Source organism: Nisaea sp. (assembly GCF_039990255.1).
In the GTDB taxonomy this organism is placed as follows: domain Bacteria; phylum Pseudomonadota; class Alphaproteobacteria; order Thalassobaculales; family Thalassobaculaceae; genus Nisaea.
In genome coordinates, this window is the sequence record NZ_JBDXGG010000023.1 from 35,489 (window position 1) to 62,153 (window position 26,665).

Annotated in this window: 26 protein-coding genes; 12 read left to right on the top strand and 14 right to left on the bottom strand. The window is 57.9% G+C overall.

Going from position 1 to position 26,665, the window contains the following annotated elements; genetic code table 11:
• Positions 1 to 82: 82 nt before the first annotated feature.
• From ABJ076_RS21290 to ABJ076_RS21305, 4 genes are all read right to left on the bottom strand, one after another.
• Positions 83 to 1,771, bottom strand: coding sequence for a tripartite tricarboxylate transporter permease (locus ABJ076_RS21290; protein WP_348194825.1), 1,689 nt, complete (start codon positions 1,769 to 1,771; stop codon positions 83 to 85).
• 10 nt (positions 1,772 to 1,781) lie between these two features.
• Positions 1,782 to 2,267 (bottom strand): tripartite tricarboxylate transporter TctB family protein, encoded by a 486-nt coding sequence (locus ABJ076_RS21295; RefSeq protein ID WP_348194827.1) that lies wholly within the window; start codon positions 2,265 to 2,267, stop codon positions 1,782 to 1,784.
• A gap of 80 nt (positions 2,268 to 2,347) precedes the next feature.
• Complete coding sequence (locus ABJ076_RS21300) at positions 2,348 to 3,319, bottom strand: tripartite tricarboxylate transporter substrate binding protein (RefSeq protein WP_348194829.1); 972 nt, start codon at positions 3,317 to 3,319, stop codon at positions 2,348 to 2,350.
• A 215-nt stretch (positions 3,320 to 3,534) separates the two neighbouring features.
• On the bottom strand, positions 3,535 to 4,545 hold the full coding sequence (locus ABJ076_RS21305; RefSeq protein WP_348194831.1) for a tripartite tricarboxylate transporter substrate-binding protein: 1,011 nt from the start codon (positions 4,543 to 4,545) through the stop codon (positions 3,535 to 3,537).
• A 152-nt stretch (positions 4,546 to 4,697) separates the two neighbouring features.
• Between ABJ076_RS21305 and ABJ076_RS21310 the strand changes: the two genes are divergently transcribed.
• Positions 4,698 to 5,513, top strand: a complete 816-nt coding sequence (locus tag ABJ076_RS21310; RefSeq protein ID WP_348194832.1) for an aspartate dehydrogenase — start codon at positions 4,698 to 4,700, stop codon at positions 5,511 to 5,513.
• Between the two features lie 23 nt (positions 5,514 to 5,536).
• On the opposite strand, the gene ABJ076_RS21315 is transcribed toward ABJ076_RS21310, so the two are convergent.
• Positions 5,537 to 8,029, bottom strand: coding sequence for a DUF1217 domain-containing protein (locus ABJ076_RS21315; protein WP_348194834.1), 2,493 nt, complete (start codon positions 8,027 to 8,029; stop codon positions 5,537 to 5,539).
• Positions 8,030 to 8,233: 204 nt separating this feature from the next.
• Here ABJ076_RS21315 and ABJ076_RS21320 point away from each other — a divergent pair, with 204 nt between their 5' ends.
• Complete coding sequence (locus tag ABJ076_RS21320; RefSeq protein ID WP_348194836.1) at positions 8,234 to 10,015, top strand: gamma-glutamyltransferase family protein; 1,782 nt, start codon at positions 8,234 to 8,236, stop codon at positions 10,013 to 10,015.
• On the opposite strand, the gene ABJ076_RS21325 is transcribed toward ABJ076_RS21320, so the two are convergent.
• Positions 10,012 to 10,272 (bottom strand): hypothetical protein, encoded by a 261-nt coding sequence (locus ABJ076_RS21325; RefSeq protein WP_348194838.1) that lies wholly within the window; start codon positions 10,270 to 10,272, stop codon positions 10,012 to 10,014. The two genes, ABJ076_RS21320 and ABJ076_RS21325, sit on opposite strands and share 4 nt — an antisense overlap.
• A 139-nt stretch (positions 10,273 to 10,411) precedes the next feature.
• Here ABJ076_RS21325 and ABJ076_RS21330 point away from each other — a divergent pair, with 139 nt between their 5' ends.
• Positions 10,412 to 10,918: a flagellar basal body-associated FliL family protein gene (locus tag ABJ076_RS21330; protein ID WP_348194840.1), complete on the top strand. Its 507-nt coding sequence runs from the start codon at positions 10,412 to 10,414 to the stop codon at positions 10,916 to 10,918.
• Here ABJ076_RS21330 and ABJ076_RS21335 read toward each other — a convergent pair.
• A complete protein-coding gene (locus ABJ076_RS21335) occupies positions 10,911 to 11,627 on the bottom strand; it encodes a lysophospholipid acyltransferase family protein (protein WP_348194842.1) in 717 nt (238 codons plus the stop codon). The genes ABJ076_RS21330 and ABJ076_RS21335 overlap by 8 nt on opposite strands.
• 103 nt (positions 11,628 to 11,730) lie before the next feature.
• Here ABJ076_RS21335 and ABJ076_RS21340 point away from each other — a divergent pair, with 103 nt between their 5' ends.
• From ABJ076_RS21340 to ABJ076_RS21370, 7 genes are all read left to right on the top strand, one after another.
• The gene (locus ABJ076_RS21340) at positions 11,731 to 12,141 is read left to right on the top strand and encodes a hypothetical protein (RefSeq protein WP_348194844.1); all 411 of its coding nucleotides are present in this window, start codon (positions 11,731 to 11,733) and stop codon (positions 12,139 to 12,141) included.
• Between the two features lie 57 nt (positions 12,142 to 12,198).
• Positions 12,199 to 12,543 carry a plastocyanin/azurin family copper-binding protein gene (locus ABJ076_RS21345; RefSeq protein WP_348194846.1) on the top strand — a complete coding sequence of 115 codons (345 nt, stop codon included), beginning with the start codon at positions 12,199 to 12,201 and terminating at the stop codon, positions 12,541 to 12,543.
• Positions 12,544 to 12,553: 10 nt separating this feature from the next.
• Complete coding sequence (locus ABJ076_RS21350; protein ID WP_348194848.1) at positions 12,554 to 14,845, top strand: ATP-binding protein; 2,292 nt, start codon at positions 12,554 to 12,556, stop codon at positions 14,843 to 14,845.
• Positions 14,845 to 15,261 (top strand): response regulator, encoded by a 417-nt coding sequence (locus tag ABJ076_RS21355; RefSeq protein WP_348194850.1) that lies wholly within the window; start codon positions 14,845 to 14,847, stop codon positions 15,259 to 15,261. The genes ABJ076_RS21350 and ABJ076_RS21355 overlap by 1 nt, the downstream gene beginning before the upstream one ends.
• A 111-nt stretch (positions 15,262 to 15,372) precedes the next feature.
• A complete protein-coding gene (locus tag ABJ076_RS21360) occupies positions 15,373 to 16,173 on the top strand; it encodes a DUF4394 domain-containing protein (protein ID WP_348194852.1) in 801 nt (266 codons plus the stop codon).
• Positions 16,174 to 16,175: 2 nt separating this feature from the next.
• Positions 16,176 to 16,541, top strand: a complete 366-nt coding sequence (locus tag ABJ076_RS21365) for a plastocyanin/azurin family copper-binding protein (protein ID WP_348194853.1) — start codon at positions 16,176 to 16,178, stop codon at positions 16,539 to 16,541.
• A 113-nt stretch (positions 16,542 to 16,654) separates the two neighbouring features.
• On the top strand, positions 16,655 to 17,116 hold the full coding sequence (locus tag ABJ076_RS21370; protein ID WP_348194855.1) for a DUF3237 domain-containing protein: 462 nt from the start codon (positions 16,655 to 16,657) through the stop codon (positions 17,114 to 17,116).
• A gap of 175 nt (positions 17,117 to 17,291) precedes the next feature.
• On the opposite strand, the gene ABJ076_RS21375 is transcribed toward ABJ076_RS21370, so the two are convergent.
• The 5 genes from ABJ076_RS21375 to ABJ076_RS21395 form a co-directional block, all read right to left on the bottom strand.
• The gene (locus tag ABJ076_RS21375; protein ID WP_348194857.1) at positions 17,292 to 18,308 is read right to left on the bottom strand and encodes a methyltransferase; all 1,017 of its coding nucleotides are present in this window, start codon (positions 18,306 to 18,308) and stop codon (positions 17,292 to 17,294) included.
• 239 nt (positions 18,309 to 18,547) lie between these two features.
• Positions 18,548 to 20,260: a methyl-accepting chemotaxis protein gene (locus tag ABJ076_RS21380; RefSeq protein WP_348194858.1), complete on the bottom strand. Its 1,713-nt coding sequence runs from the start codon at positions 20,258 to 20,260 to the stop codon at positions 18,548 to 18,550.
• Positions 20,261 to 20,628: 368 nt separating this feature from the next.
• On the bottom strand, positions 20,629 to 21,543 hold the full coding sequence (locus ABJ076_RS21385) for an amidohydrolase family protein (protein WP_348194860.1): 915 nt from the start codon (positions 21,541 to 21,543) through the stop codon (positions 20,629 to 20,631).
• A 14-nt stretch (positions 21,544 to 21,557) separates the two neighbouring features.
• Complete coding sequence (locus ABJ076_RS21390) at positions 21,558 to 22,049, bottom strand: NUDIX domain-containing protein (protein ID WP_348194862.1); 492 nt, start codon at positions 22,047 to 22,049, stop codon at positions 21,558 to 21,560.
• 20 nt (positions 22,050 to 22,069) lie between these two features.
• A complete protein-coding gene (locus ABJ076_RS21395; RefSeq protein WP_348194863.1) occupies positions 22,070 to 23,617 on the bottom strand; it encodes an altronate dehydratase family protein in 1,548 nt (515 codons plus the stop codon).
• A gap of 128 nt (positions 23,618 to 23,745) precedes the next feature.
• On the opposite strand from ABJ076_RS21395, the gene ABJ076_RS21400 reads away from it, so the two are divergent.
• Positions 23,746 to 24,486, top strand: a complete 741-nt coding sequence (locus ABJ076_RS21400; protein WP_348194865.1) for an SDR family oxidoreductase — start codon at positions 23,746 to 23,748, stop codon at positions 24,484 to 24,486.
• Positions 24,483 to 25,430 (top strand): threonine/serine dehydratase, encoded by a 948-nt coding sequence (locus ABJ076_RS21405; RefSeq protein WP_348194866.1) that lies wholly within the window; start codon positions 24,483 to 24,485, stop codon positions 25,428 to 25,430. Before ABJ076_RS21400 ends, ABJ076_RS21405 begins: the two co-directional genes overlap by 4 nt.
• Before the next feature lie 37 nt (positions 25,431 to 25,467).
• Here the strand turns inward: ABJ076_RS21405 and ABJ076_RS21410 are convergent, their stop codons facing one another.
• Both ABJ076_RS21410 and ABJ076_RS21415 read right to left on the bottom strand, forming a co-directional pair.
• Complete coding sequence (locus ABJ076_RS21410; RefSeq protein ID WP_348199010.1) at positions 25,468 to 25,647, bottom strand: sulfurtransferase TusA family protein; 180 nt, start codon at positions 25,645 to 25,647, stop codon at positions 25,468 to 25,470.
• Positions 25,613 to 26,611 carry a DUF1194 domain-containing protein gene (locus ABJ076_RS21415; RefSeq protein ID WP_348194869.1) on the bottom strand — a complete coding sequence of 333 codons (999 nt, stop codon included), beginning with the start codon at positions 26,609 to 26,611 and terminating at the stop codon, positions 25,613 to 25,615. The genes ABJ076_RS21410 and ABJ076_RS21415 overlap by 35 nt, the downstream gene beginning before the upstream one ends.
• Between the last annotated feature and the right edge of the window lie 54 nt (positions 26,612 to 26,665).

Consider the following 26,665-nt stretch of genomic DNA (forward strand, 5'->3'; position numbering starts at 1 on the left):
AGGCACGAATTGATCGATGCTCGCGCCCGGGGAACTCTATGGATCTTTGGTACCGCCACCGTTGGGGTGGCGCAGACCGTGATCAGGTCTCCTTTAGATGGACTTCGTGATCACCTTCAGGTGTCACTTTCCATCCGGATGCAGCACTTCGCCAGAGAAGATAGGCGGAAAGTGCCAGTAACGCTACTGCGATAATCGGACGTACGAAGCCTTCCATCATGAAGAGCGGAACTGAAACCGCAGCGAGCAGAACCGGTACATAGGCAAGCGTCCAGGCTTTGGTATTTCGGGCCTTCTGATACCAAGGGAAGCCGATTGAAAAAATCGATACGATCAGGAAGAAGAGCGACCAGGGCCGGGTAATGAACAGCATCAAGTCGCTGTCGGTCGCCAGGGAACGGGACAGGTTGAGCTCCGCGACATGTCCCAAAACCACACCGAGAATCACTGGGGCCAGCGGAAACCCGAGTTGCCGCATGACATAGCCGACGATCCCGAAGGCGAACAGAACCCAGATATCATAAGTGATATTGTTCAGGGCAAAGACACCGATGGCACAATAAGCCAGAATGACTGAGGCCAGCACATACATTGGAATCCGCGTCACCATGACGAACAGGCGAAGCGTCACGGACTGCATTGCGATCATGATGAAGTGGGCCACGAAGAAAGCCACGAAGATCGCGTAGGCCAGATCCGGATTGTCGGAGATAAATGTCGGGCTCGGCTGGACGTTGTGGATCAGCAAAGCACCGAGCATCACAGCTGTCACGATGTCGCCGGGAATGCCCAGTGCCATCATGGTAATCAGCGCACCGCCAGCCGTGGCGTTGTTCGAAGATTCCGGTGCTATGATCCCGTCCGGAAACCCAGTTCCGAACTTCTCAGGCGTCTTGGAAGCCTTCTTGGCCTGATCGTAAGCCAGAATATTCGAGATCGACCCTCCGGCGGCCGGAAGCACACCAGTGAAAACACCGATCAAAGAGGATCTCAGAAGGTTTGCCCAGCGGGCGAACACCATCTTGATCGCATTTAAGTGCTCGATACGCACCCGCGCATCGGCACCACGGGTATCCATCAGGGGCTGACGGGCTTTGACCCGGTCCTGAAGATCGGACAACAGCTGACTAAACGCGAAGAGGCCGATCAGAACCGGCAAAAACGTAAAACCTGACTCCAGATCGTCAATGCCGAAGCTAAACCGGGCTACGCCGTTCACTTCATCCTCGCCAACCGTGGCAATGAAAAGACCCAGTGCACTTGCAATCATGCCCTTGATCAAATTCTCGCCGGAGAGGCTGGCAGTGATCGTCAATGCGAAAAGCACAAGCGAAAAATAGTCCCAAGGCCCAAACTCAAGGCCGATCAGAGCCAGACGCGGCGCCAAAGACACCAGCAGCACAGCACTGAAGAGACCGCCGAAGAAGGACGACCAGACACCCAAGCCGAGAGCCAGTCCCGGTTTGCCATTCCGCGCCATGGGGAAACCGTCGAAGGTCGTCGCGATGGAAGACGGGGTTCCGGGTATGCCGGTCAACATCCCCGACATGAGGCCGCCGGACAAACCTCCGACAAAAACGCCGATCATGGTCGACAGACCCTCGACGGGGCTCAGCCCGAAAGTGAAGGGGAGCGTCAGAACCACCGCCATCGCAATGGTGAAACCAGGGATCGCACCGGCGATCAGCCCCGCAGTGACGCCAATCGTCATCAGCACCAGATTCCAGGGCGCGAAGACGTCGGCGAACGCGTACAGAAGAGTCTCGATCATCGCGCTCGTCCTAATTCAGCTGCAAGAGTTCGCCGTCCGGCAGCAGAACGCCGAGACCGAACGTAAAAATACCCCACATCAGCCCGACCGTCCCAACAGAGATGGCGAGATGAACAGGAACGCGTTTCAACTCTGGCTCACCCAGACATGTCAGAGCGAGAAAGACGAAGCCAATACCGCCGAGTAACATCCCCAGGTACGGCATGGTCCAGAGAAAAAGGAAGAACAGGATATAGACGGTTATGGCGTTCCGGTATCGACCAATGCCAGCGCTCTTTTCGACGGTTTCCTGTTTGGGAGCGGAGGGTTTCAGCACACTCTGCCCAAGCATCGCGAGACAGAAAACAGTCAGGACGCCAAGCACAGCCTGAGGCCAGACGCTCGACTGCATGGTCCCGTAGTTCGTGTCCCTGATATCCAGGCTTGCGGAAATCATGACGCCGCAAAAGACCAGAAGCAGCAGAGCTATCAACGTATCGCGATTTAGACGCGCCACCGGCTTTCCTCCATCCATAATCGTAAAATGCAAACGGCGGCCCCCGGAGAACGGGAGCCGCCGCATGCTGGGCTGTTTAATCAGTCGCCCTTGTAAAGTCCAACTTCAATCGCGATCCGCTTCCAGTCCGCGAAGGTCTTCTCGAAGTAGGCGGTATACTCTTTCGGGCCGAGATAGTTGACCGCGGTGCCCTTGGCAGCCATCGCTTCAACTACTTTCGGGTCGGCAGCAGCCTTCTTGAAGATTGCGCCGTAGTGGTTGATCACGTCCTGGCTGGTGCCTTTCGGCAGAACAACACCACGGTCCGTGCCATAGATCAGATTATAGCCCTGCTCTTCCAGCGTCATGACGTCCGGGATCTCATTGTTCCGAACCGGAGTGGTGATACCAAGCGCCTTGAGCTCATTGGTCTGGATGTACTTTTTGGCGGAGGCAAGGTTGATCTCGCCAATATCGATGTTCTTCGCCAGAAGCGCGGTCATCCGCTGACGGGTACCGTCATAGGAAACGTGCTTGAACTTCACACCGGCCGCATCTTCGACCAGCAGGAAAATAAAGTGGCTGGTGGAGCCGAGTGTGCCACCAGCAGTGATCGTGCCCGGCGCTTTCTTCGCGGCCGCGACAAGTTCCTTGATGTTGTTATACGGCACGTCGGCATTGGCGCCGATGATCGCCGGCGTGCGGGTCAGCAATGCGACCGGCTCGAACGCGTCCCAGGTGAAATCTACCCGGCCATTGAAGAAGCTGGTAATCGCGCTCTGGTGAATGGCGAAAAGTGTGCAGCCGTCCGGCTTAGCCTTGCGGGCTTCCTTGGCGCCCTTGTTGCCACCCTGGCCACCAATATTAACGACCTGCAGCTTCGGCTTTGCACCAGCTTCATTCGCTGCTTCGACGAACTGGCGGAAGATGACATCAGTGCCACCGCCAGCGCCCCACGGAACAATCAGTTTGGCGGTACGGCAGGACAGATCCGCAGCCTGGACGGACGGCGCACCGGCAAAAGCAACTGACGCTGTCGCAAGAGCGGCGAAGAGTGCTGTCTTGAGCTTCATATTAGTCTCCCTTTGGATACACCGACCGGACGGACGGCGCTCGAAACCTTCCGGGTGCGTTTGAAGCGCGCCCGTATTGTGGCTGATACCCTATGAATACTCCGCCGTCTGTCAACTCTTCGCGATCATCTCCACGAGTATTCCATTGCAGCGTGCATGAAAACAAAACATGCACCCAATAAAGGAACATATTGTTTCAACGAAGTCTTTGCACGTCAGCTTTTTTGACCCAAACGTCCGCCATTATCTTGACGTTGAAGCATCTCCCCCCAGTCAGCTGAGAGATTTTCAAGATATCGCGCAAATCCGTCACCAGTGATTAGGGCAGCCTCAGTACCATATTCATTGTGCAAATCTGCCAAAACGCCTCGGGTCTCCATGACACTCCGCATAGTTTCAGCAAGGGTTTTGACGATATCATTCGGCATGTCACGTGGCCCAAAGAGCCCGTGATCGATGCCAAATGTCAGCCCGTCTGCCTCTGATCCAATCGTCGGCACCCCCGGCAGCATACCCGGCTCGAATGCTCCGCTGACCGCGAGCACATTCAACTGTTTCCCCTTGATCCGCGACGCCGCTCCCTTGAAAGAAACAAACCCAGCAACACCCGCAGGGCCCCTCACCAACTCCCTATAGCGCGCTATACCGTTTGCATAGCTCCGGATCCGGAACCGAGCGCCGAGCGCCTCTTCCATCCTCAGAAACAGCAATTGCTCAAGCGGATCATCAACAAGGGCAAACGTAACGCTCTCCGGTTTATCGCGAAGTCCGGCAACGATACCGAAAAGACTTGGCGGCTCAGGTTCCTCGCCTTTAGGAGCGGCCGGTGGCGGCCCTCCAGCCGACAATACGATTGCCATCGGGGTCCGGGTCAAAAGGGCTATCGGCTTGAATTCGCGCCAATCGGTCGTGCCTTTTCCCAGAACTTCGAACGCGACCTGAATTTGCGTGTCGAGCATCAGAGTGCAGCCGTTAGGCGCCGCATCCTCGATCAGCTGACGCGCAATATCCCGGGGCCGGTTGCGAACGCGGAAGGCGGGCCCGCCAAGCTTTGTCGCAGCGTCCGCGACAGCGCGGCCGACCAAGTCTCCGGCTGAGCCCACCGCAGTGGGTACGATTATGGAAACTGTAATACAGGAAAGCTCTTGCGCCCGGACATCGATTGGACGCACGAGCTGCGCCAAGACGGCCAAGACCACAAGCATCAGGAATTGAAACGGTCTCATTGTGCTCCCATTCGACTGGCGCCCCACTATACCCGGCCATGTATCGCCGTCCAGCGGCAGAGCAGATTAGCGCTGCCGTTTGACCCGACGAAGTTTTCCGCTACAGAAGGGTGACGGACTCATCGCGCATTCAGGGAACGAAGGAAATAGAAATGGCTGGAAATATGAAAGTCGGCATTGGTGGACTGGGTGCAATCGGCCTGACACTTGCCCGCGCGATCACCGACGGTCGCCTACCCGGCCTGGAACTCGGCGCCGTCTCCGCCCGCAACGTGGAAAAGGCCCAGGACAACCTGGCAGCATTAGGCGTCAGCGCTCCTGTCGTGTCGCTGGAAGCCTTGGCAGAGATTTGCGATGTCGTCGTCGAATGCGCCCCGGCCTCCGCGTTCCAGACAGTCGCAGAAGCGGCAATCTCCAAAGGGCGGATCTTCGTCCCAGTCAGCATCGGTGCCCTGCTGAACCACATGGAGCTTGTTGAAAAAGCGCAAGAGACCGGCGCCCGCCTTGTTCTGCCAACAGGCGCCCTGATCGGGCTGGATGCCGTGCGCGCGGCTGCAGAAGGCATGATCGAATCCGTAACGCTGGAGACCCGCAAACCGCCGCGCGGGCTCGGTGGCGCCCCCTATCTTGTGGAGAATGACATCTCAGTCGAAGGGCTGACCGAGGCCAAAAAGGTTTTCGAGGGAAATGCCCGAGCCGCCGCGAAAGGCTTCCCGGCCAATGTCAATGTCGCGGCAGCACTCAGCCTTGCCGGCATTGGTCCGGACCAAACCAGCGTGGAAATCTGGGCCGATCCGTCTGTGACCCGCAACACGCACACAATCAGGGTCGAGGCGGACAGCGCGCGCTTCTCCATGACGATTGAAAACATTCCGACGGAAGAAAACCCGAAGACCGGCAAAATCACGGCTCTCAGCGTGATTGCAACCCTGCGTCGCTTGAAAGCGCCTCTGACTGCTGGAACCTGATCCCGGTCGCCTGAACTGGCGGTCTAACTGAGCAGATTGAGCAGACCGCCGCCGCCGCTAATATCCTGGAACAAGCCGACCAGTGACGCATTCTTAGGCTGCACCGTGGTGCTGCCGCCGATCGCCTCGAGATCCTTCTTCACCAGATATTGCTCGATAAACTTGATCGCATAGTTGGTGTTCTCAAGCGGCTTCAGAAAATCGAGTGACTCCGCTGACCCGCTCGTATTGGTGAGTGAGGATTGTTTTTCGCTCAAAATCGAATTCTGGATGTTCAGCGTGAACTTCTCGGCATTGAGCCGGCTGAGCGTTGAGCCGACTGAGAACAAAGCGTCGTTGAGAATGCTCTCCCGCGAAGCGGCCGCCCCACCACTGACAGCAGTGTATTGAAGCGAACTCAACGAGTTTTCGAAATCTTCCCTGAATCCGCCTTGCGCGTCGACAGTGATCGTTGTGCTGAGCGTGCCTAAAACAACTTTCAGATCGCTGCCAAATTCTTTGAGCAGGTTGTCCCCGCTATCACCAGCGCGTTCGATAATCGCATCAAGATCGCCCCGGATTTGGCGGATTTCAGCATCGATAGACCCCAGAGGGTCCGCGACGTTCGCCGCAAAATCAAAGACTTTACGATCAGTGACAAGATTGTCTTTCAACTCAGTAAGAGAGTCCGTCACCGTTGTGTCGATATCGCTCAGAATCCCGTTTGCATTTGCCGCGCTAAGAGTGGTCGGAAGGGCTCCGAGGATCACCGTATCCAGGGAACCACCTCGCGCATCAATATTCTTCCCTGACGCTGCATCGGCTTGATAACTGGTCGTACCGCCAGTCAGCACATTGTCAAACGTGAACGTATTGGCCCCGTCGGTCGCCGTCCCAGCGTCGTTGATCAAGGAAGTCAGCTCATCAAGCTTAGCACCGTAAGCCGTGTTCAACTCGCCGATATCGGCACCGTCCGCTTGGGCATTGAATGCCAGAGTCCGAATTTCAGTGATTACGGCCGCAGCCTTCGCTAGGCGCGTAAGTCCATCATCTACTGCCGAAATTCCCTGAGACAGTGTCTGGGTATTCAGGGAGTAGCCGAAATTCACGCCACTCACGCTGTTGTTAAAACTGGATGCGTTGACACCATTTTGCACTTGCGCGGATTTGAAATCGCTTTCGACAGAATCAAAATTCGCCTCGGCGCCAGCGATACCTGCAGACAGAGAGCCAAGGGTGATTGCCTGAAACGCTGAGTTGGTACTATCAAGATTGGTAAGAAACCCAGATAGATCAAGCGAGCTGGTCACAACCGCTGTACTATCCGACTTCACTGCCGTCGTCACCTTGGCAGACGGCAGAGCATCGATCCCCGCATCGCCTAAAGGCAACAACAAGTTCTCCGTTGTACCGGCAGTGCTGTCGCTGTAATTCGATCCTTTGATAAAGCCGTCTGCGGCAGTGATTTCGGTCACCAAACTATCGAACTCGCTCTTCAGGGCGTCGAGTTCTTCCTGGGTCTCCACCTCAGCCGCTTCTTTGAAAATCGCGTCTATCCGGGTCAGGTTCGGGTCGGCGCCGATAAGCGCTTTTTCGGCTGCCGCGATCAGTCCCTGCTGGCGGATCAGCTCCGGGATGGCTGCTTGCTGAACAGGGATTTCATCCGCAAGAACCCCGGCCGGGTCAGTGACGTTATCGATATCTTGCAAACGAATGCGAAGATCTTCGAGCTGGCTCTGCACGGTCGACAACTCAAGACTCGCATTCGTGACAGCGGTAAGCCCCGTCTTTATGGCACCCAGATCGTCATTGACCCGGTCGAGCTCGGTTTTGGACGCATTTTCCTCGTCACGATCCAGCGTGTTCAGCTTGTCGAAATCAAGCTTCGCATCAAGCAAAGACTGCTGCTTCAGAACAGACTGGTTTGCAATCTGAGTCGGTAAACTAAGAGCTGTCGTAACGATATTTCGCAGCGGCAAATCGCCGAGGATCTCAAGCGAGCTGTCAATCTCATTAATGCGCCGCAGGAAAAACACCGCCTCACGCGCAGCCGGGTTCTCAAGACCGATCGACACTTCAAACGCATTAGTGAGGTAATCATCGATAACCTCTGTCTGCGCTTCAGCAGATTGCAGCTTTGTGAAGCCTTCATTCTTGACGTTCAGAAACTTCGCAAGTTCGCCATACCGTGAGTCAGCCAGCCTGTTGGCATAAGAATTCACATCGTCCGGGTCACTGTTGATGATCGCTTTCAGCTTGCCCGGATTGTTCAGCTCCGCTTCCAGACCAAAGGCCGTCAGAACAAATTCGAGGGATTTTCTGTCGGCAAGAAAATCATCAAGCGAGTTAATCTCACTCGCGCTCGACTGAAAATTCTTGATGTTTTTCTGAACAGCAGCGCTTTCGTAGAATTCACGACGCGCGCCTTCAGGGTCCCGTTTGTATTTCGCAAACGCGGCGACGCCAGTGGTCGTTCCGCCGCTACCGGCGTTGAAGGACCCACCTAGAATGCTCAATGCGGCGGCTGCGTTAGTCATCGAACCCTCTGCTTCTGCTTGCTTTGCGCAAATATATTAACGAAAATTAACATGCACAAAGCGGGCCATCTCTTCTGAGACAACGTCACGTATAGCATTTTTTTCTGAGAACGACAATGCAAGATAGAGTCTGGCGCAATTGCACGCGTGGGCATACCCGGCCTATAGTTGCCGCCCACTCCAATCGACCCTTGCGGACCAATCATGTTTACAACCAGACCTGAAATTCGCGGCACCTTCGGTGTCGTTGCCTCCACGCACTGGTTGGCCTCCTCGGCCGGCATGGCGATCCTTGAGCGCGGCGGAAATGCATTCGATGCGGCCGTTGCCGCAGGCTTCGTGCTGCAGATCGTCGAGCCACACCTGAACGGCCCGGGCGGCGATCTGCCGCTGATCATGCACAGCGCCCAAGAAGGCCGCACACGGGTGATCTGCGGCCAAGGACCGGCGCCGAAAGCCGCAACGATCCCGGCGATCCGCGATCTCGGCCTCGATCTGATCCCAGGCAGCGGCCTGCTTGCCGCCGTGACACCGGGCGCTTTCGACACCTGGATGCTGATGTTGCGCGACCACGGTACCATGGGGCTCGGCGAGGTCTTGGAATATGCTATCGGCTATGCCCGCAACGGCTACCCCGTGGTCTCGAAGATTACCGACACGGTCGAAACGGTGCGCGAGCTTTTCGAAACCGAATGGACGACCTCGGCTGCGATCTATCTGAAAGACGGCAAGGCACCAAATCCGGGCACGCTGTTCTCCAACCCGAAGTTGGCAGATACCTACGAGCGGATCGTGCGCGAAGCGGAAACGGGCGGCGGCAGCCGTGAGGCCCAGATCGACCGGGCACGGGATATCTGGTATCGCGGGTGGATCGCGGAAACCATCGACCGGTTCTGCCAGGACGCCTACATGGACGCGACCGGACGGCGCCATAAAGCCCTGCTGACCGGTGACGATCTTGCGGATTGGTCCGCCACCTACGAAGACCCGCTGACCTACGACTATGGCCGCTTCACCGTCGCGAAGTGCGGCGCCTGGAGCCAGGGCCCGGTGATGCTGCAGCAACTCTCACTGCTGAAAGCCATGGGCATCGCCGACATGGACCCAACCAGCCCGGACTTCGTGCATGCCGTAACAGAGACTTCGAAGCTTTCCTACGCCGACCGCGAAGCCTATTACGGCGATCCGGATTTCGTTGACGTGCCCATGGAAACGCTGCTCAGCGACGCCTATGCGGAGAGCCGCCGGGCACTTCTGGGCAAAGATGCTTCCGACGCCTTCATTGCCGGCACCATCGCAGGCTACAGCAACAACATCTCCCATTCACTGCTGCCGCATGCACAGGATATTTCCGGCGCAGGCATGGGCGTTGGCGAGCCGACCGTCGGCAAGATGGGAGAAGCCCGGGGCGACACGGTCCATATCGACATTATCGACAAGGACGGCAACATGGTCTCGGCCACGCCGAGCGGTGGCTGGCTGCAAAGCTCGCCCATCATTCCGGAACTCGGCTTCTGCCTCGGTAACCGGGCGCAGATGTTCTGGCTCGAGGAAGGCTCTCCCTCTACGCTGGCTCCCGGAAAGCGACCACGCACGACGCTTTCGCCGTCCTTCGCCCTGCGTGACGGCGAGGCCTACATGCCGTTCGGCACGCCTGGCGGCGACCAGCAGGATCAGTGGTCCCTGCTGTTGTTCCTGCATCATGCGGACCACGGCATGAACCTGCAGGAAGCCATCGACTGCCCAGCCTTCCACAACGAGCATTTCCCAAGCTCGTTCTGGCCGCGCGGCCGGATCAACAAACGCCTGGTGCTCGAGGACCGGTTCCCTGCGGAAACTTATACGGAACTGCGCCGCCGGGGGCACGATCTGGAACTCGGCGACCCTTGGTCCGAAGGGCGTCTGACAGCTGCCGCCAAGGATGGCGACATGTTGCGGGCCGCCGCCAATCCACGTGGCATGCAGGGCTATGCAGTCGGCCGTTAGAGCGGCCGGCCGCGCGCGGCGTGTTCCATCAGACCTGTCGTAAGATATTCCCGGAGGTAAAGTGCGAGATCGTCATTGAGCGATATCGCACGCTCCCGTCCGTCCTCGAACCGGAAGGTAATGACGAACCGCTCATCGACGAGATCGATCACGAACGATGCGACCTTCGGAACATCGCCCGCTGACTCTTGCGTCAGCCGATCGTGGGGCTGTTTTGCGAAAAAGTCCAGCCACTCGCGCGCTTCCTTATCCTGCATTATCCCCCCACTCCTTCGGCCCGCAACAGTATCATAGGATCGAAACTCCAGAGGATTGCAGCGGAAATACTGTTCATTCAAATAGGATAGCTGCTAGTGCATAAGCAATAACGGTCCCGGCCAGAATGGAGCGAGCCCCGTGAAAAAACTCATCATCTTCGTCACCCTGCCGCTGATGCTCATCGTCGGCGCCGGAATGGGGGCAGTGATGTTCGGGCTAATTCCAGGGTTCGACCCGCTCGGAACTCAGAAAAAACACGGCATGGAAAGCGCAAACAGCGAGCCGAAAGAAGAGCCTTTTCTCAACGAAGCGCCACCGACCTTCGCCGCTCCGCCGCCTGACGCCGTTACATTTCAGCTTGAAGAATTCGTTATCAACCTGCAGACCGAACGCCATTATCCCGTGTTCATGTTGCTCAGCGTTGCGCTGGAACTGAAAGACGAGGCAGCGCAGATTCGGGTGACGACGCTTGAGCCGCGAATCCGGGACAAGGTGATCATCTTCGCGAGCAGCCTGAGCGAGCAGGAGCTGAACGGGTTCAGCGGTATTAACAGGATCCGCGACGGGCTCTGGGTCCGGCTGCGCGAAATCATCGAAAAGGAGGATCTGCTCAACCTGCAGATCCTGAAGATGACGATCAAATAGCGGCAGCTTTTTCCAGCTTGCCTGTCTCGGTTTCAATGACCTCTTCGAGCTTGGCCATGAAGCTTTTCCGGTCGAGCCCCGCCGGGATCGGCGCCAGTATGTGGACGTCGACCACGCCCGGATATTTCATGAAGCTCTCACGGGCCCAGAACTGACCGGAATTGAGAGCAATGGGCACCACCGGAAGGTTCAGCGCGCGATAAAGCGCATAGACCCCTGGATGATAGGCCTGCTCCGCTCCCGGAGCCACGCGCGTTCCCTGCGGAAAGATGACCACTGGGCGCCCTTCAGCAACCCTTTCCTCTGCAGCTTTGACCATCATCTTCAACGCGCCGGCGCCGGCAGAACGGTCGATAGGCACCATGCCAACCCGGCGGAGATACCAGCCGAACACTGGCAGCTTCAGCAGTTCCTGCTTCAGTACGATCGCCGGATCCCGACAAAAAAGCTGCAGGGCAATAGTCTCCCACGCGGACTGGTGTTTGCATGCGATCAACACTGGGCCATCAGGCATGGACTCAGCACCAGTCAGCCGCCAGCGCAACCCCACCGCAAGGCCGAGCACCGCTATAACACTCCGCGACCATGCATCCCTGACAGCACAGACCCAGTCTCGCGGCCCGAGACAGGCGGGCAGCAGCAACAGCCCAACAATCGGCGTGAGCGTGTAGAAGAGGACGTTGAAGAGCGTTGCCCGAAAGGCTTTCATTTTGGATTCCCTTGATTTATGGGACATCCTTTACTGAAGAAAGCCGGGCCTGTCAGGGCAAAACTGACCGCTCGATCCCAGTCCACCGGAGCGAGAAGTCCCGATGAGCGATGCAAAAGGCTTCGGACGCCATGACCATGAGCCCTGGTTCGCGCTCATGATCGAAGTGCTTGAGGAACAGGCTCGGGTGAAGCGGACGATCACCTATGCGGAACTCGCGGAATCAACAAACATTGCCGGCCCCTATCGTATCCATCGTCTGACAGAAGCTTTGGAGGATTTGACGACACGGGATCACCGGTCCGGCGGCCCTATCCGTGCAGCGATCGCGATCTCGAAAGCACGGGACGGCCTGCCCGGTCCCGGTTTCTTCGAGCACTGCGCTGCGCTCGGCCTCTATTTTGGTCCAGACCACGGCCCGCAAGCCGAAATCTTTCATCGGCTGGAGCTGAATCGCCTATTTGTGAAAGCGGGAGATCAAGGTTTCACTGGTAAAAACGGCGATGAAAGCTGATTTATCAGCCTTACTTCCGATATACTCGGATACTCTGAAACTGAAGCGGACGGCCAAATGTCTTTTGCAAGATCTCTCGGCATGATGCTCCCCGGGGCCATTCTCCTCAGTGCATCTCTCATCGCCGTCGCCCTGGCGGCGGATCCCGTCGCCACGATCAGCCAGGAGGGCCGCAAGTTCACGCCCGCCGACATCACGGTCACGAAGGGCGATATGGTGCGCTTCGTGAATGACGATTTCTACGGACATAATGTCTATTCAGAGACACCCGGTGCCAGCTTCGATATCGGGCTCCAGCCACCGGGCGAAGAACGGGACGTGGTACTGGAGAAACTTGGCATCGTCGATGTCCGCTGCCGGATCCATCCACGGATGCGCCTGAAGATTACCATCACAGAATAATCGGCGAGCGATGTCCCTCCGCCTCAAACTGATTGGTGCGTTCCTGGTGGCTGTGCTGTCCGCCGGCGCGCTGGCGGGAACCAGCCTTTTTGCAACCTGGTCACTCGGCGACATCGCAAAGGCGATGTACGAGCGCCCGTTCCAGGCGATCAATTTCGCCCGCGCGGCGCAGTCGGACTTCCTAATCTTGGAGCTGGAAGAACGGCTGTCGATTAACGATAGCAACGAGAATCTGGAGCGGCTCCGTGAGGACTTCTTCCTTGATCTCGGCGTGGCACTTGAGCGGCGCATGTCCGAGCGCACAAAGGAGCTTGCGGCAAAAATCGAGCGCGAGTTTAACATCTGGAGGGACGCTTCTGAGAAGGCGCGCAGCGATCCTGAACGGATGGCTGAAAGAGACCGGATCGCTGAACGGATAAAAACCGATCTCGACATCCTGGTTCAGACAGCAGCCGAGGACGGTTACCGCTTCTGGCTGGCTGCCGAGGAAGAAGTCGATCAAACCAAGCAGTTGACCATCTGGATACTTGTCGGAGTGCTCTTGGCGTCCCTCCTCATCGCAGCCCTCCTCGCACGGGACATCATCCGCCCGCTCAACCGGCTCGGCCGAGCCACCATCAACCTTGCCTCGGGTGACCGTACGATTGAAATCAACCGACACGATATGACGCGCGGCGACGAGATCGGCGGCATGGCCCGCTCTCTGATCGTGTTCCGCGATGTCATGCATGAGGTCCGCGAGGCCAGGGATAGCGCCGAGGCGGCGGCCAAGGCAAAGTCGGACTTCCTGGCCATGATGAGCCATGAGATCCGCACTCCGATGAATGGCGTCATCGGGATGACCCGGCTGCTGCTGCGCCGCCCGCTCGGTAATGAGGAAAAGCATTTCGCCGAGACCGTGCTTGAAAGCGCCGAAGGCCTGATGCATCTGCTGAACGGCATACTCGACTTCTCCAAGCTGGAAGCAGGCAAGCTTGATCTGGAGATCCTCGATTTCGATCTGCGGCGGCTCATCGAAGGCTCGCTTGCCCTTATGCAGGGCCGCGCTGAGGAAAAGGGGCTCGATTTCCGCTGCAACGTCGATCCGGCCTGCCCGCCCCACCTCAAAGGCGACTCCGCGAGGTTGCGCCAGATTCTGCTGAACCTGGTCGGCAACGCGCTGAAATTCACCGAGCGTGGATGCGTGACAATCTCAGTCGAGCCAGGGGCAGCCTCGGATAGCTACCGGTTCAGCATTACCGATACCGGTATCGGCATTCCAGAAGACAAACTCGACCGTCTGTTCAGAGAATTCAGCCAGGCGGACAGCTCTACCGCTCGGCAATACGGCGGAAGCGGGCTCGGGCTGGCGATCTGCAAGCAGCTTGTCGAGCTGATGGATGGGCATGTTGGGGTCGAGAGTCGGATCGGCGAAGGCAGCACCTTCTGGTTCGAACTCCCGCTCCCCGAAGGCGAACTGCCGGACGATAATGCGGTAACGTCAACGGCGGCCCTGCCACCATTGTCGCTACTGGTTGCCGAGGACAATCTGGTAAACCAGCAAGTCGCCCGCGGCCTGCTTGAAGCCGAGGGACACTCTGTCCGGATCGTAAATGACGGCGGCGGCGCTCTTGCTGCGGTCCAGGATAACCCGTCCGGAACTTTCGATGCCATCCTTATGGATATGAACATGCCGCTCATGGACGGGCTCGAGGCGACCCGCCGGATCCGTGCCCTCGCCCCACCGCTGTCGGAGATCCCAATCGTCGCCGCAACAGCCGCCGCCACGGCAGATGAAATCAAACGCTGCCTGGAAGCCGGCATGGACTCCTACGTCGCCAAACCGATCCATCCGGGCCTGCTGTTCGATGCCCTTGCTCGCGTACTCGGCCCAACCCATCCGGAAATCGCCGAGAACGAGAACCTTTTCCCTGAAGATGATCCGGCCCCCGCCTCCCCCGTCGCCGAGAAACTGGTGCAGGACGGCCCGTCTTTGGAGCCGGCAATTCTCGCCACCTACCGGGATCAACTCGGCCAGGAGTTCGCAGACGAAATGGTTACCGACTTTCTCGGCGCGGTCGATTCTCATGTCGCCGGCATCAAGAAGCAACTCGCCGGCCGGAGTACCTCCGGGCTCAGCGATTCCGCGCATGCGTTGAAGAGCGCTGCGGCCTCTGTCGGATTGCGTGACGTCTACCGCGCCGCCCTTTCGGTTGAAACCGAGGCGGAACGAGATAATTTGAAAGAGTGTTCTGAATCCGCCGAAACCTTGCTCGCGGCGCTTGAACGCAGCCGCACTCTCTTCGACAACCGGAACGATTAATGAGCTTCACGACGGATCAAACCACCCCCCTCCGCCCAAACTTCGCCGAATTTCAGGTAATTGTGGCCGAGGACGAGCCGATGGCAGCCAAGCTGGCCCAGGGCGCGCTGAAGCTGATGGGATTCCGCCGGATCTTCCACGCGACAGACGGGCTGAAGGCGTTGAAGCTGCTGAAAGAGCTGGACGGTGACGTGCAACTTATCATTTCAGATTGGAACATGCCGGCTATTAACGGACTCGAATTCCTGAAAGCCGTGCGCAAGATCTTTCCGAAAATGCGCTTCGTCATGCTGACCGGAAATGCCAACAGGGAATTCGTGATGGCCGCACGCAAATATGGCGTTGACGCCTACATCGCGAAGCCTTTCACGCCAGACCAACTCAAGCAGAAGGTCGAGGCAATTTTTAGACTCTGAACACACTCCATTAGTTACAATTTCCCGGATTCCGCGTATAGAACTACATGCGCCTTTCTCGACGACTAGGATCGTGCGCTATCGCATTCTGTCCAACGATCGGGATGAGCAATGTCCGTATTAAGAGCCCTGGCAGCGGTCACACTGGCAACCAGTATCTTATGGGCGGTACCCGCATCCGCCCTCGATCTGATCGGCCTGACGGCCAACAATCAATTACTCCTCATGACCGACACTCAGCCCGGTGCCGCGCGGTCGCTCGGCATCACGGGGGTTGACACCAAAGTCCTTGGAATTGATATCCGCCCGGCTGATCTCGCACTCTACGCCGTTACCGCGTCCGGCACGATCTACACCATCGACACAAACACTGGCGCCGCTACCCGAAAGGCGAAAATCTCCGAACCGCTCGAAGCCGTCGATAATCTCGTAGTGGATTTCAATCCCAAGGCCGACCGGCTGCGGGTCATGGCCTCAAACGGCCAGAACCTGCGCGTCAATGTGGATACCGGCGTCACCGTGATCGACGGTCGCCTCTCTTATGGCAAGGGTGATGCGCATGTAGGCGACGTGCCAAGCGTATTGGCCGGCGCCTATATAAACTCCTACAAGGGCACGAAATTCACCCAGCTTTTCGATGTGGACAGCATGAACGGCGTGTATGTCGTTCAGAATCCGCCGAATGACGGCATTCTGAAAACCGTCGGCCCTACCGGGCTTGCCGCCGGAACGAAGATCGAAGCCATCGATATTTTCACCGACACAAAGGACGAGTATCACGGCTTCGCTGTCGCCGGTGGCGCACTTTATACTTTCCCTGTGGCCAAGGGCAGGATGGCTCGCGTCGGCAAGATTGACTCGCCCGCCGGCGCGGATGTGATCGATATCGCCACACCTGTGGTGAACCGCTGATCATGACAAACCTGGATCAGGCCCGCTGGAACTGGAAGCGTCGTCTCGTTGCTCTTCTGACCCTCACGACAATTACCGGATGGCTGACCGTCGGCGGCCTCTATGCGGCAACGCCAGTGATCATCGAGCAATCCGGCATCGCCTTTCTGCCGAAAACCGTCTCAGTGAAAGCAGGCAGCACGGTGACGTTCCTCAATTCCGATGTGTTCGGCCATAACGTCTATTCGGACAGCGACGGCGGTGAGTTTGATATCGGCCTGCAACCCGGCGGGGCGAAAACGTCTGTAGTCTTCGAAAATTCCGGCCGCTTCGGTCTGCGTTGCCGGATTCACCCACGCATGCGGGCGGAGATCATCGTCACTCCCTGAACAAACGCTCCTTCCGCGGGAGCCAGCAGAGCGAAGATTTTCAAGCGCTTGAAACCCGGTCATACTCCCCGTTAACGATAAAACGTGAAATGCCTCAGGGGGAGGATGGGACAATGAGCCACATTCAGACAGAACATCTCTTCGACATAAGTCTCAAGGTGGAAGCCCCACTGCAATTGCTCGGCCACACACCGTTCGGCGAACGCAAGATCGCCAAGGTCACCGGCGGCAGCTTCGAAGGCCCGAGCCTGAAAGGCACCGTGCGCGGCGGCGGCGGAGACTGGATTCTGGTCCGCAATGACGGCGTGACGCAACTCGACGTCCGCCTGGTCCTGGAAGCCGATGACGGCGCGCTGATCTACATGACCTACAAGGGCCTGCGCCACGGCCCCGAAGAAGTCATGACGCGCCTGAATGCCGGACAGCCGGTGAACCGCGAAGACTATTACTTTCGGATCACGCCCAGCTTCGAGACATCGGCGGACAAGTATCTCTGGCTGAACAAGGCCGTCTGCGTCGGATCAGGTGACCGGACACCAAGCGGGCCGGTTTATAATGTGTATCGGGTGTTGTGACGCCGGACCTATAAGTGCAGCATTCCATGCCCGGCGCCAACACCCGCCCGGGTCTTGCCACCAGCAGACTGTCAGCCCCTTGTCGCCACCCGGGTGCTGAAGGTCCACTGAGAGAGCGGACATGGTCAGTGAATGCGGATCGAACGGTCTCACGCTTCGATCCTGCACTCTCTTATCAGGGCCGGGCCGCCTCAGCCAACATTGTCATGCCAGGGATCATCGGGCCGACTTTCACGTCCGTGAACCCTGTCTTCGTTAGTTGCTCCGCCAGCCATTCATCGTCGAGCGAGCGCGCTTCCGGGGTGAATGCGGTGTGTTGGAGTTGCCAGAGGGCGGCGAGTTTAGGTCCGGTGCGGTCGGCACTGACGACGAAATCGTGGATCAGCAGACGGCCGCCCGGGACGAGATGGTCAAACGCGCGGGCCAGCAGGCTATCATGCTCGTCGCCTGGCACGCCGGAGAACAGGTAGGACATCAGAATAGCGTCCCGTTCGCGCGGCCATTCGGTGCGCAGAGCGTCGCCGATGATGTATTCAATCCGGTCGCTCAGCGCGGCTTTTTCGACATAGGTCTTGCCGAGCACGGCGACATTCGGGAAGTCGACTATGGTCGCGGTTAGGTCAGGAAAGGCTTTTGCGAGTGTAATAGCAAAGGCGCCGGTGCCACCACCGACATCCAGCAATTTTTTGCCGCCAGACAAGTCAATCAGTTTCGCCAGACCGCGCGCCGGGCCGAGGGAGCCTGCATGTTGGCTACGGGAATAGAGCGTGGCCTGCTCCGGGTCGGAAAACCAGTCGGCGTAGGAACTGGTGGCGTCCTCCGGCAGGTTGTTGGCGATGGCGTCCTCGATCTGGTCGAGCAGACCATACATCTGCCGGTCTACCTGCAGGCGGAGATAGTCACCGAAATCATACTTGGCACCCTTAACCAGAAAACTCTCCGCGGCGGGCGAATTGGCGAAACGTCCGTCCATTGCAGAGACAACGCCAAGAGCGGCCAGCGCGGTCAACAGGGTCTGAACCCGATCCGGATGCAGCCCGGTCGCCTCACCAAGCTCTTCGACGGAGAGTGGACCGTCCGCCAAACAGGTGAAAACCCCATGATGCAGCGCAGCGAATAACGCCTTTGATCCCATGAATCCGAACGCAATATCGGAAATCTCTTCTGCGTTGGTCAGTAGCGTCATCGTCATACCCCTGTTCTTTTATCGTTCTTGCGACATAACTTATCTGAAATCGACAAAAGCTGCAAAACGAGCGGGGTTTTACTGACAGGGATTGCACTTAGCGGGTCCAGGCGCGGCGAATTTATGCTGCAACGCAAACAAAAACCGCCTCGCAGGTGCGCGAAGGCGGTTGATGATGAATGGCTAACTCGAAAGAGGTTTCGACGTCCCGCCGGCGGTCCTGTTGTGGAGGCCGGCGGGTTTCGTCAGGAGCGGATACCGGCGAGGAAACGCTGGATTTCGGCTTTCAGCTTCTCCGCGTCTTGCGACAAGCTGAGAGATTCGCTCTGAATCGTCTGAGCGACCTCTCCCGTGATCTGGGTAGCGGCGGAAACCTCCGAGATATTGCTGTTCACCTGGTTCGTGCCGGTAGAAGCCTCTTCTACGTTGCGGGCAATTTCCTGAGTTGCAGCTGTCTGCTCCTCGACAGCTGCGGAAATGGCAGCAGCGATCTGGTCCACCTGCTCGATGGTTTTCGTGATGGCACCGATCGCCGTCACGGATTCATCCGTGGAAGCCTGGATGCCCTGGATCTGAGCTGAGATTTCCTCGGTCGCCTTACCGGTCTGACTGGCCAGGTTCTTCACCTCGGACGCGACGACCGCGAAGCCCTTGCCTGCCTCGCCGGCCCGGGCCGCTTCAATGGTGGCGTTCAGGGCGAGCAGGTTGGTTTGCTCGGCGATGTCCGTGATGAGGCCCACCACTTCGCCGATTTTCTGCGCTGCCTCCGCCAACCCCTGAACTTTGCTGTTCGTGTCGGCCGCCTCGCTCACAGCGCTGGAGGCGATGCTGGAAGCCTGAGAGACCTGTTGGCCGATTTCGGTAATCGAAGCGCTGAGCTCCTCGGTGGCGGCGGCCACGGTCTGGATGTTCCGGGCCGCATCCTCGGACGCAGTCACGACCAACCTGGCCTTTGCCTTGGTTTCCTCGGCCGTCCCGGACATATCCTTGGCGGATGTGTTGAATTGGTGCAGCGAGGTGGAAACATGGTCGACCATAGTACCGACCGTCGTTTCGAAATCATCTGCGGTTCGGACCATCATCTGCTGTTTTTCCGCATCGCTCCGATTCTCGGCCTCGATGCGCTGATCCGCGAGTTCCTGGCTTTCCCGCGACGCGGTCTTGAACATGTTCACGGCCTTGGCGAGATCGCCAACATCGTCTTTACGATCGAGATAAGGCACGGCGACATCAAGATCGTTGGCGGACAACCGATGAATGACCCCACGCAGGACCGGGAACGGGTTCAGCAGACGGCCTACGACAAGAGCTGAGATCGCCACGGCGATAATGGACAGCACGCCCATCACGCTAAGCAAGCTATAGGTCAGCTCGTCCTTGATCTCTGCGATCGCAGTGCGACCGACACCGACATAGAGGATGCCGATAACCTTGCTGGCGTCAGAGGCTGAGAAAATCGGCTCGTAGAGGGTAAAATACTCCTTGCCGAGGATTGTCGCCAGACCTCGGAAGGTCTGCCCCTTGGTGATGATGGGGTAGACCTTGCCTTGCTTGCCAAGCGGCGTGCCAATGGCCCGGCTTCCGTCATTCTTTTTGATGTTCGTGGTCCGGCGCCAGAAATCGCCGCTTTCCTGGTCCCAGGCAAAGATCGTTGCCGTCTCGCCGGTCGCGAAGCCAACATCGTCAATAGCGGCATGCTCTTCGAACGCAGGGATCTGCCCTTTCCAGGAAACTGAAAGTCCGTCGCCTTTCTTTGTGACGACGAGATTTTCGTAACTGTCAGACAACATCATGGCCGCTGTCCGCAGATTACGATCCTGAGCCGTGGATGCCTGTTTCTCGACATAACTCGCGATCAGAAAAATCGCTGAATAGGCCGTTGCAAGCATTGCAATGGCTACAAGTGCAACGGTCACCAAGGTGACTTTGTTCCGCACGCTGATGCTGGAGGCAATCATGTATCTCACCCATTCTACAAGCATATCTCATTGCGGAATTAATCACCGCTTTGCGCGTAGATTAGGCAATCTTCCTTAACCAAAACTTACCATGACTTACCAGCACCTAGAATCAGACGATATTAAAAGTACAAATACCGTGTATCAAACGCCCTCAAACAAACACTCAGCAGTTTATGTCAAACAAAGATAAGACTATACGCACGATGACATAAGATGCGTCACATGGGCATGACTTATGCTATTTGATCTGTCGACGCACAGGAGCTATCCATCACTCGCCGCTGGCCGTACGACGCCGCATAACGGGCCAGAAAGCCGTTCGACTTGCGGACGACATCGACAATCTCCGCACCAAATTCGTAATTTTATTTTGCGACCAGCCATGCCTTAAAACCGTACAAAACTTCCGGATTTTCGCAGAAAATGCGATCCCGCACTTCCCCGTCGGAAACCCAGGCGCCGAAGGATTCCATTAAGCCCAAATTCTCAGGCAAGGAATCAGCTTCCCGAGGCCAGTTCAGATGCGGCCAGGCACTGCCCCAGACCATGCGCTCCGGCGCCCAGTCGACCAGCGCATCAGCAAGCTCGATCACTTCCGGATCATCCAGCTGACCTTCTTTCGCTATCGCATAGGGAGCGGCCAACTTCACCCAGACACGCCCTCTGTCGATCAGATGGCGAAGCGCACGAAACCCCGGCTGCATAAGGCTACGGGAAAAGCGGAAGCCGCCAAGCTCGGGAAGGATGATGTTGCAAGGCCAGGCACGAATGGTTTGCGCGATTTCGTGCAGGTCCGAGCCGTCCATTGCCAGCTCCACATCCCAGCCCGTCAAATCGTGCACGCGCCGGACATGACGGTCGATCTCATCCCAGGGACAGCTCTCGCGATGGCGCAACATGCCGACACGCATCCCCGTGACGCCCTCCGCCGCAAGATCCTCAAGCTCCGCCGCGTCGACGCCCGGCCGCACCATGCAGAAGGCGCGCGCGCAATCCTCGACGAGTCCGTCCGGCGCACCAGCAAGTGCTCCGAGAGAAGAAAGCAGCGTGCTGTTATCGAATCCAAGCTCGTCCGGTTGGATCAGGACAACACGCGACAGGCCGAGTTCGTCCTGAGTTTCACGATATGCTTCCGGTGGATGCTCTGGCAGGTCCTTCGGCGATGCCTTGCCAGAAATACTTGTGATACGAACATCGCAGTCAACAGTGCCCGGCGGCAGCGGGACACGGCGCTCGTTCGCATCCGCGCGAAGTTCACCAAGAAAGGCTTCGAACGACATACTTTTTCCGGTGGTTAGAAGAGCTGGAACGTTCCGGTTTCCCGATACCGGGCGAAATGACCGAGCGCACTTCTATGGGACAGCATCATCTCCGGCAAGTCATCGAGCGGAAACCAATCAAGCGCCAACGTCTCGGACCCGTCCACCGTGAGTTCCCCACTCCATTTGCGGACAACGAAATCCACACCGAATCCCTGGACCGTATCACCATTCGGAAAGACCCTTGTGGTCTCCTCCGGGGACGAAGCATGGCCCCAGGGCGTGGGATCGAGCACCGTGAGACCTGTTTCTTCCCGCACTTCCCGGACAAGGGTCCCGAGCACGCTCTCGCCCGGCTCAGACAACCCCGCAGGCAACCCCCAGACATGGAAGTCACCACGGAGCTGCAGCAGCACTTTCTCATCGCTATCAAGAATGACGCAACGCGCGCCCGGCATCAGCACCATACGGCTTCCGATCAGCTTCCGGAGCTGACCGAGATAACTGTCGGCGAAATCATCGCCCATAAAGGTCTCTCCAGGCGCCGTCACATAACCGCGCCGACCTGCCAGGGGATAAACTCATGATCGCCAATGCCAAGCCGCTCGCTCTTGGTCTTCTCTCCGGACGCGACCGCCAGCACATGGTTGAAGATCTGTTCACCCATTTGCTCAATCGTCATGCCTTCGTCCAGCACGGCCCCGCAATTGATGTCCATATCCTCGACCATGCGGCGGTACATCGGCGTATTGGTTGCAAGTTTCATTGAAGGTGCCGGTTTGCAGCCGTAACAGGAGCCACGTCCGGTGGTAAAGGCGACCACGTTGCTGCCGCTTGCCACCTGCCCGGTGATCGAGCATGGGTCGAAACCGGGGCTATCCATGAAGACAAATCCTTTGGTGTCTATCCGTTCAGCATATTTATAAACGCCGGTCAGATTCGTGGTGCCGCCCTTTGCCGTCGCGCCAAGCGATTTTTCGAGAATGGTAGTGAGACCACCGGCCTTGTTGCCGGGAGACGGATTGTTGTTCATCTCGCCGCCGTTGCGCGCGCAATAGGCTTCCCACCACTTGATCCGCTCGACCAACTTTTCGCCGACTTCCTTGCTCACGGCCCGGCGGGTCAAAAGATGCTCCGCCCCATAAATCTCCGGCGTCTCAGCCAACACGGCCGTGCCGCCATGGCGCACCAGCAGGTCCGCCGCATAGCCGAGCGACGGGTTAGCGGTCATGCCGGAATAGGCGTCCGAGCCGCCACATTGTAGAGCCAGCGTCAGCTCCGAAGCGGGACATGTCTCGCGCCGGCTCTGGTTGGCCAGTGGCAGCATCTCCTCAATCAGGGCGAGGCCCTTTTCAATCGTCTTCCTGGTGCCGCCGGTTTCCTGCAGCGTCATGGTGCGCAGGCGCGGGCCGCGCTCAAGCTGATGGGCTTCCAACAGAAAATCGATCTGGTTCACCTCGCAACCGAGCCCAACCAGAATAATACCGGCAAAGTTCGGATGTCCTGCGAAGCCCCAGAGAGTGCGTTGCAGGTTCTCGTACCCTTCACCCGTATCCGCCATGCCGCAGCCCGTCGCATGGCTCAGCGCGACCACGCCATCCACATTCGGATATTTCTCCAGCATTGCCGGGGTCACCGCGTCGGCCAGGTATTTGGCAGCCGAAGCGGAGCAGTTCACGCTGGTGAGCACACCGATATAATTCCGCGTTCCGACCTTGCCGTTTTTGCGCCGGAAGCCCTGAAAGGTCGCGCGCTCTGCCTCCGGAATCAAATCCGTTTCGGTCCGGTCCATGCAGAAGGCGTAGTCACGCTCGAATTCCTGCATGGCGACATTGTGGGTATGCACATGCCCGCCGGGACGAATGTCCTCGGTCGCAAATCCGATGACCTGATTATATTTCTTCACCGGCTCGCCGACACCGATACGGCGCGTCGCAATCTTATGTCCTTGCGGAATTGGCGCGAGCGTTGCGACCATCTCTTCCGGGATCTTGACGTTGGCGCCAATCTCGGAACGCGAGGTGACGACATTATCCGCCGGGTTCAATCGGACCGTCAGTTTTTGCGCGTCCTGCGCCCCACCCGCTTCAGCCATCAACAGCACTCCCTCTTATTTAATTGTGGCGATGATAGCCCACCAAATGTGCCACGCAAATGCTTGCCGCATGGAAACCCGATGCCGTACTCATGAGGATCAAGAAAATCAAAATCGGGGGAAACATCATGTCAGGACGTTTGGCGGGGAAGACCGCACTTATAACAGCATCCGCGCAGGGTATCGGACGCGCGACCGTAGAGGCTTTTAGCCGCGAGGGCGCGACGATTATCGCAACCGATATCAACAGCGAAAAGCTCGCCGAACTCGATGGACTCTCGGGCGTCAGCACGCGCTTGCTCGACGTCCTCGATGGCGATGCGGTGAAAGCTGCGGCGGCAGAGATCGGCGCTGTTGATATACTGTTCAACTGTGCCGGCTTCGTGCATCATGGCACCATCCTCGATGTATCGGACGATGATTGGGATTTTTCATTCAATCTGAACGTTAAGGCGATGTTTCGTATGTGCCGCGCCTTCCTGCCGGCGATGATCCAGACCGGCGGCGGCTCTGTGATCAACATGTCTTCTGTAAGCTCCAGCCTGAAGGGTATTCCAACCCGCTGCGTTTATGGAGCAAGCAAAGCGGCAGTGATAGGCCTGACAAAATCGATCTCCGCCGATTTCATGAAGCAGGGCATCCGATGCAACGCGGTCTGCCCGGGCACGGTCCAGTCCCCGTCTCTCGACGGACGGATCAATGCTTTCGACGACCCGGTGCAGGCCCGAAAGGACTTCATAGCGCGCCAGCCTCTCGGCCGCCTTGGCACAGCCGAAGAGATAGCATCACTCGTGCTCTACCTTGCCGGAGATGAAAGCGCCTATACAACCGGCCAAGCATTCGTAATCGATGGAGGCATCGTCAATTGACCAACCTAGCCGACTTCAAGGCTGCCGCGGATCGGATTCGCGGCAAGGTCCGCCGCACCCCGCTGCTGGACGCCATCGCCCTCAAAAGCGATCCGGTGCCAGGCGCCAGGCTGCTGCTGAAGCTCGAAAACCTGCAACCGACCGGCTCCTTCAAGGTGCGCGGCGCAACGAACACCGTGATGTCGCTGACGGAGGAAGAGCGTGCCCGAGGATTGATCACGGCCTCCGGCGGCAATCACGGCCTTGGCGTCGCTTTCGGCGCCCGTATGACAGGCAGCCCGGCGGTGATCTATCTGCCCTCGAGCACGCCCCCTTCGAAGGTGGAGAAGCTGAAATCCCTGGGAGCCGAAACCGTCATCGAAGGCGCCGTGTGGGATGATGCGAACAAAGCAGCCCTTGCCCGTGCAGAATCGGATGGCGTGACCTATATTCATCCATTCGCCGATCCGCGCGTCATCGCCGGACAGGGCACCATCGCGCTTGAGCTGCTCGACGACGCGCCGGAAATCGACACGCTCATCGTCGCCATTGGTGGCGGCGGGCTGATCTCCGGTGTCGCAACCGCGGCCAAGCTGCTGAAACCCGGCATCAAGGTCATCGGCGTGGAGCCCACCGGCGCGCCTACTCATCACACTGCCCGTGCGGTAGGCCATCTGGTCACACTGGACAAGATTGAAACGGCGGCAGGGACGCTGGCGCCGCGCAGCTCCGCCGCGCTCAATTTCGAACTGATCTCAAAGAACGTAGATGAGTTGGTGCTGGTCAGCGATGCGGAGATGAAAACGGCCGCGGAATGGCTGTGGGAAGAAACCGGCCTGTCCGCCGAACTAAGCGGCGCAGCGGCCCAGGCCGCTCTGATGACCGGGAAGGTCTACGTTCCGGCGGGCAGTACCGTCGCAGTCATCGTCTGCGGCGCAGGAACGGACGGACTAACGGCCGCCTAAGAACCCAGGGACCGTTGCCTCCAACAAGGGCGCTATATCAGGCGCCCTTGCGGATAACAAAGGTGAAGGTGCCTTCCGCCTCGGCCTCGCTAACCAGTTCATGACCGCCGCTGTTGCAGAAATGCTTGAAGTCCAGCGGGGAGGCAGGGTCCGTCGATTGCACGGAGATCAGTTGCCCCGTCTCAAGGCCTTTGATGGCCTTGCGCGTTTTCAGCACCGGCAGCGGACATTTCAGGCCGCTTGCATCCAGATTCAGTGCCGGTTCGTTCATAAGCCTTAGTCCCGCAGGTTATCACATTTGCTGCATATTGGGCCTCACGGCCGGTATTGCCAATCCCTGTGACAGCACGATCGCGACCGGTGGGGCGTGCATCGGCGATCTCGCGGATGATCTTGGCCAGCAGCACCTCCGCAAACGGTGTCTGCTCATCGGCCACCATGACGAACGCACCCAATCCGCCGATCACATCCAGCCGGTAATGCATTTCCAGCGGAATGTTGCCCGGCCCCCGATAACCGCCGCCACGGCTCTTTACCACCAGCGCATTGACAGTAATCCCTGCATCAACCGCCCGGTCACGCGCCCAGTCAATTGGCCGACCACCAATCTGGGGGCCGTCGCCGGAAACATCGATAACCATCCGCGCGCCCTCATAGCCGTTCGTCAGGATCATGTCCGTCGAATAAACGATGGCCTCGCTGATGGAATTATACCCCCATGCTGCCCGCGGAGCGGAGAGCAGCGCCTCTCCGAATGCGCGAGCATCTTCTCCGTCCGCAATCTCGCGCCAATCGACAATCGTGTGCTGGGAGGCTTCATCTCCCCATTCTATATAACTGACAGCGATCTTGCCCCAGCGGCCAGATGCGATCGCTCCCAGGACACGCTGATCAAGGAGTGCCTCGGCATACCCCTGCCGCTGCAATTGCAACTCCTCATCATCAATCGAGCCGGATCCGTCAGCGGCAAAAACCAACTCGAGATCTACCGGCTTAGCGAAACCAGAAGGAACCCAAAATGCTAACCCCAACAGCCCGAGCACAAACGACAGAGAGCAGCGCACAAAACGGTCACGGAGGCTTAACTTATTTGAAAAATAACAGAACTTTCCTGTGGATAACTTTTTTGACCGTGCAAGAGAGATAGAAGCTTTAGATATGAGAGATCGATCTTGCCCCATAGTTACCCGCCTCTTAACAATAAGATCTAAAAGTCAATTCAGGGTATTGGTTTA

Coding starts and splice junctions, on each gene's coding strand:
- ABJ076_RS21325 (WP_348194838.1), bottom strand. CDS start 10,272: ATGCAGGATAAGGAAGCGCGCGAGTGGCTGGACTTTTTCGCAAAACAG.
- ABJ076_RS21345 (WP_348194846.1), top strand. CDS start 12,199: ATGTCTTTTGCAAGATCTCTCGGCATGATGCTCCCCGGGGCCATTCTC.
- ABJ076_RS21300 (WP_348194829.1), bottom strand. CDS start 3,319: ATGAAGCTCAAGACAGCACTCTTCGCCGCTCTTGCGACAGCGTCAGTT.
- ABJ076_RS21315 (WP_348194834.1), bottom strand. CDS start 8,029: ATGACTAACGCAGCCGCCGCATTGAGCATTCTAGGTGGGTCCTTCAAC.
- ABJ076_RS21290 (WP_348194825.1), bottom strand. CDS start 1,771: ATGATCGAGACTCTTCTGTACGCGTTCGCCGACGTCTTCGCGCCCTGG.
- ABJ076_RS21335 (WP_348194842.1), bottom strand. CDS start 11,627: ATGAAAGCCTTTCGGGCAACGCTCTTCAACGTCCTCTTCTACACGCTC.
- ABJ076_RS21365 (WP_348194853.1), top strand. CDS start 16,176: ATGACAAACCTGGATCAGGCCCGCTGGAACTGGAAGCGTCGTCTCGTT.
- ABJ076_RS21320 (WP_348194836.1), top strand. CDS start 8,234: ATGTTTACAACCAGACCTGAAATTCGCGGCACCTTCGGTGTCGTTGCC.
- ABJ076_RS21360 (WP_348194852.1), top strand. CDS start 15,373: ATGTCCGTATTAAGAGCCCTGGCAGCGGTCACACTGGCAACCAGTATC.
- ABJ076_RS21390 (WP_348194862.1), bottom strand. CDS start 22,049: ATGGGCGATGATTTCGCCGACAGTTATCTCGGTCAGCTCCGGAAGCTG.
- ABJ076_RS21310 (WP_348194832.1), top strand. CDS start 4,698: ATGGCTGGAAATATGAAAGTCGGCATTGGTGGACTGGGTGCAATCGGC.
- ABJ076_RS21400 (WP_348194865.1), top strand. CDS start 23,746: ATGTCAGGACGTTTGGCGGGGAAGACCGCACTTATAACAGCATCCGCG.
- ABJ076_RS21350 (WP_348194848.1), top strand. CDS start 12,554: ATGTCCCTCCGCCTCAAACTGATTGGTGCGTTCCTGGTGGCTGTGCTG.
- ABJ076_RS21355 (WP_348194850.1), top strand. CDS start 14,845: ATGAGCTTCACGACGGATCAAACCACCCCCCTCCGCCCAAACTTCGCC.
- ABJ076_RS21305 (WP_348194831.1), bottom strand. CDS start 4,545: ATGAGACCGTTTCAATTCCTGATGCTTGTGGTCTTGGCCGTCTTGGCG.
- ABJ076_RS21340 (WP_348194844.1), top strand. CDS start 11,731: ATGAGCGATGCAAAAGGCTTCGGACGCCATGACCATGAGCCCTGGTTC.
- ABJ076_RS21395 (WP_348194863.1), bottom strand. CDS start 23,617: ATGGCTGAAGCGGGTGGGGCGCAGGACGCGCAAAAACTGACGGTCCGA.
- ABJ076_RS21370 (WP_348194855.1), top strand. CDS start 16,655: ATGAGCCACATTCAGACAGAACATCTCTTCGACATAAGTCTCAAGGTG.
- ABJ076_RS21375 (WP_348194857.1), bottom strand. CDS start 18,308: ATGACGATGACGCTACTGACCAACGCAGAAGAGATTTCCGATATTGCG.
- ABJ076_RS21385 (WP_348194860.1), bottom strand. CDS start 21,543: ATGTCGTTCGAAGCCTTTCTTGGTGAACTTCGCGCGGATGCGAACGAG.
- ABJ076_RS21415 (WP_348194869.1), bottom strand. CDS start 26,611: ATGGGGCAAGATCGATCTCTCATATCTAAAGCTTCTATCTCTCTTGCA.
- ABJ076_RS21380 (WP_348194858.1), bottom strand. CDS start 20,260: ATGATTGCCTCCAGCATCAGCGTGCGGAACAAAGTCACCTTGGTGACC.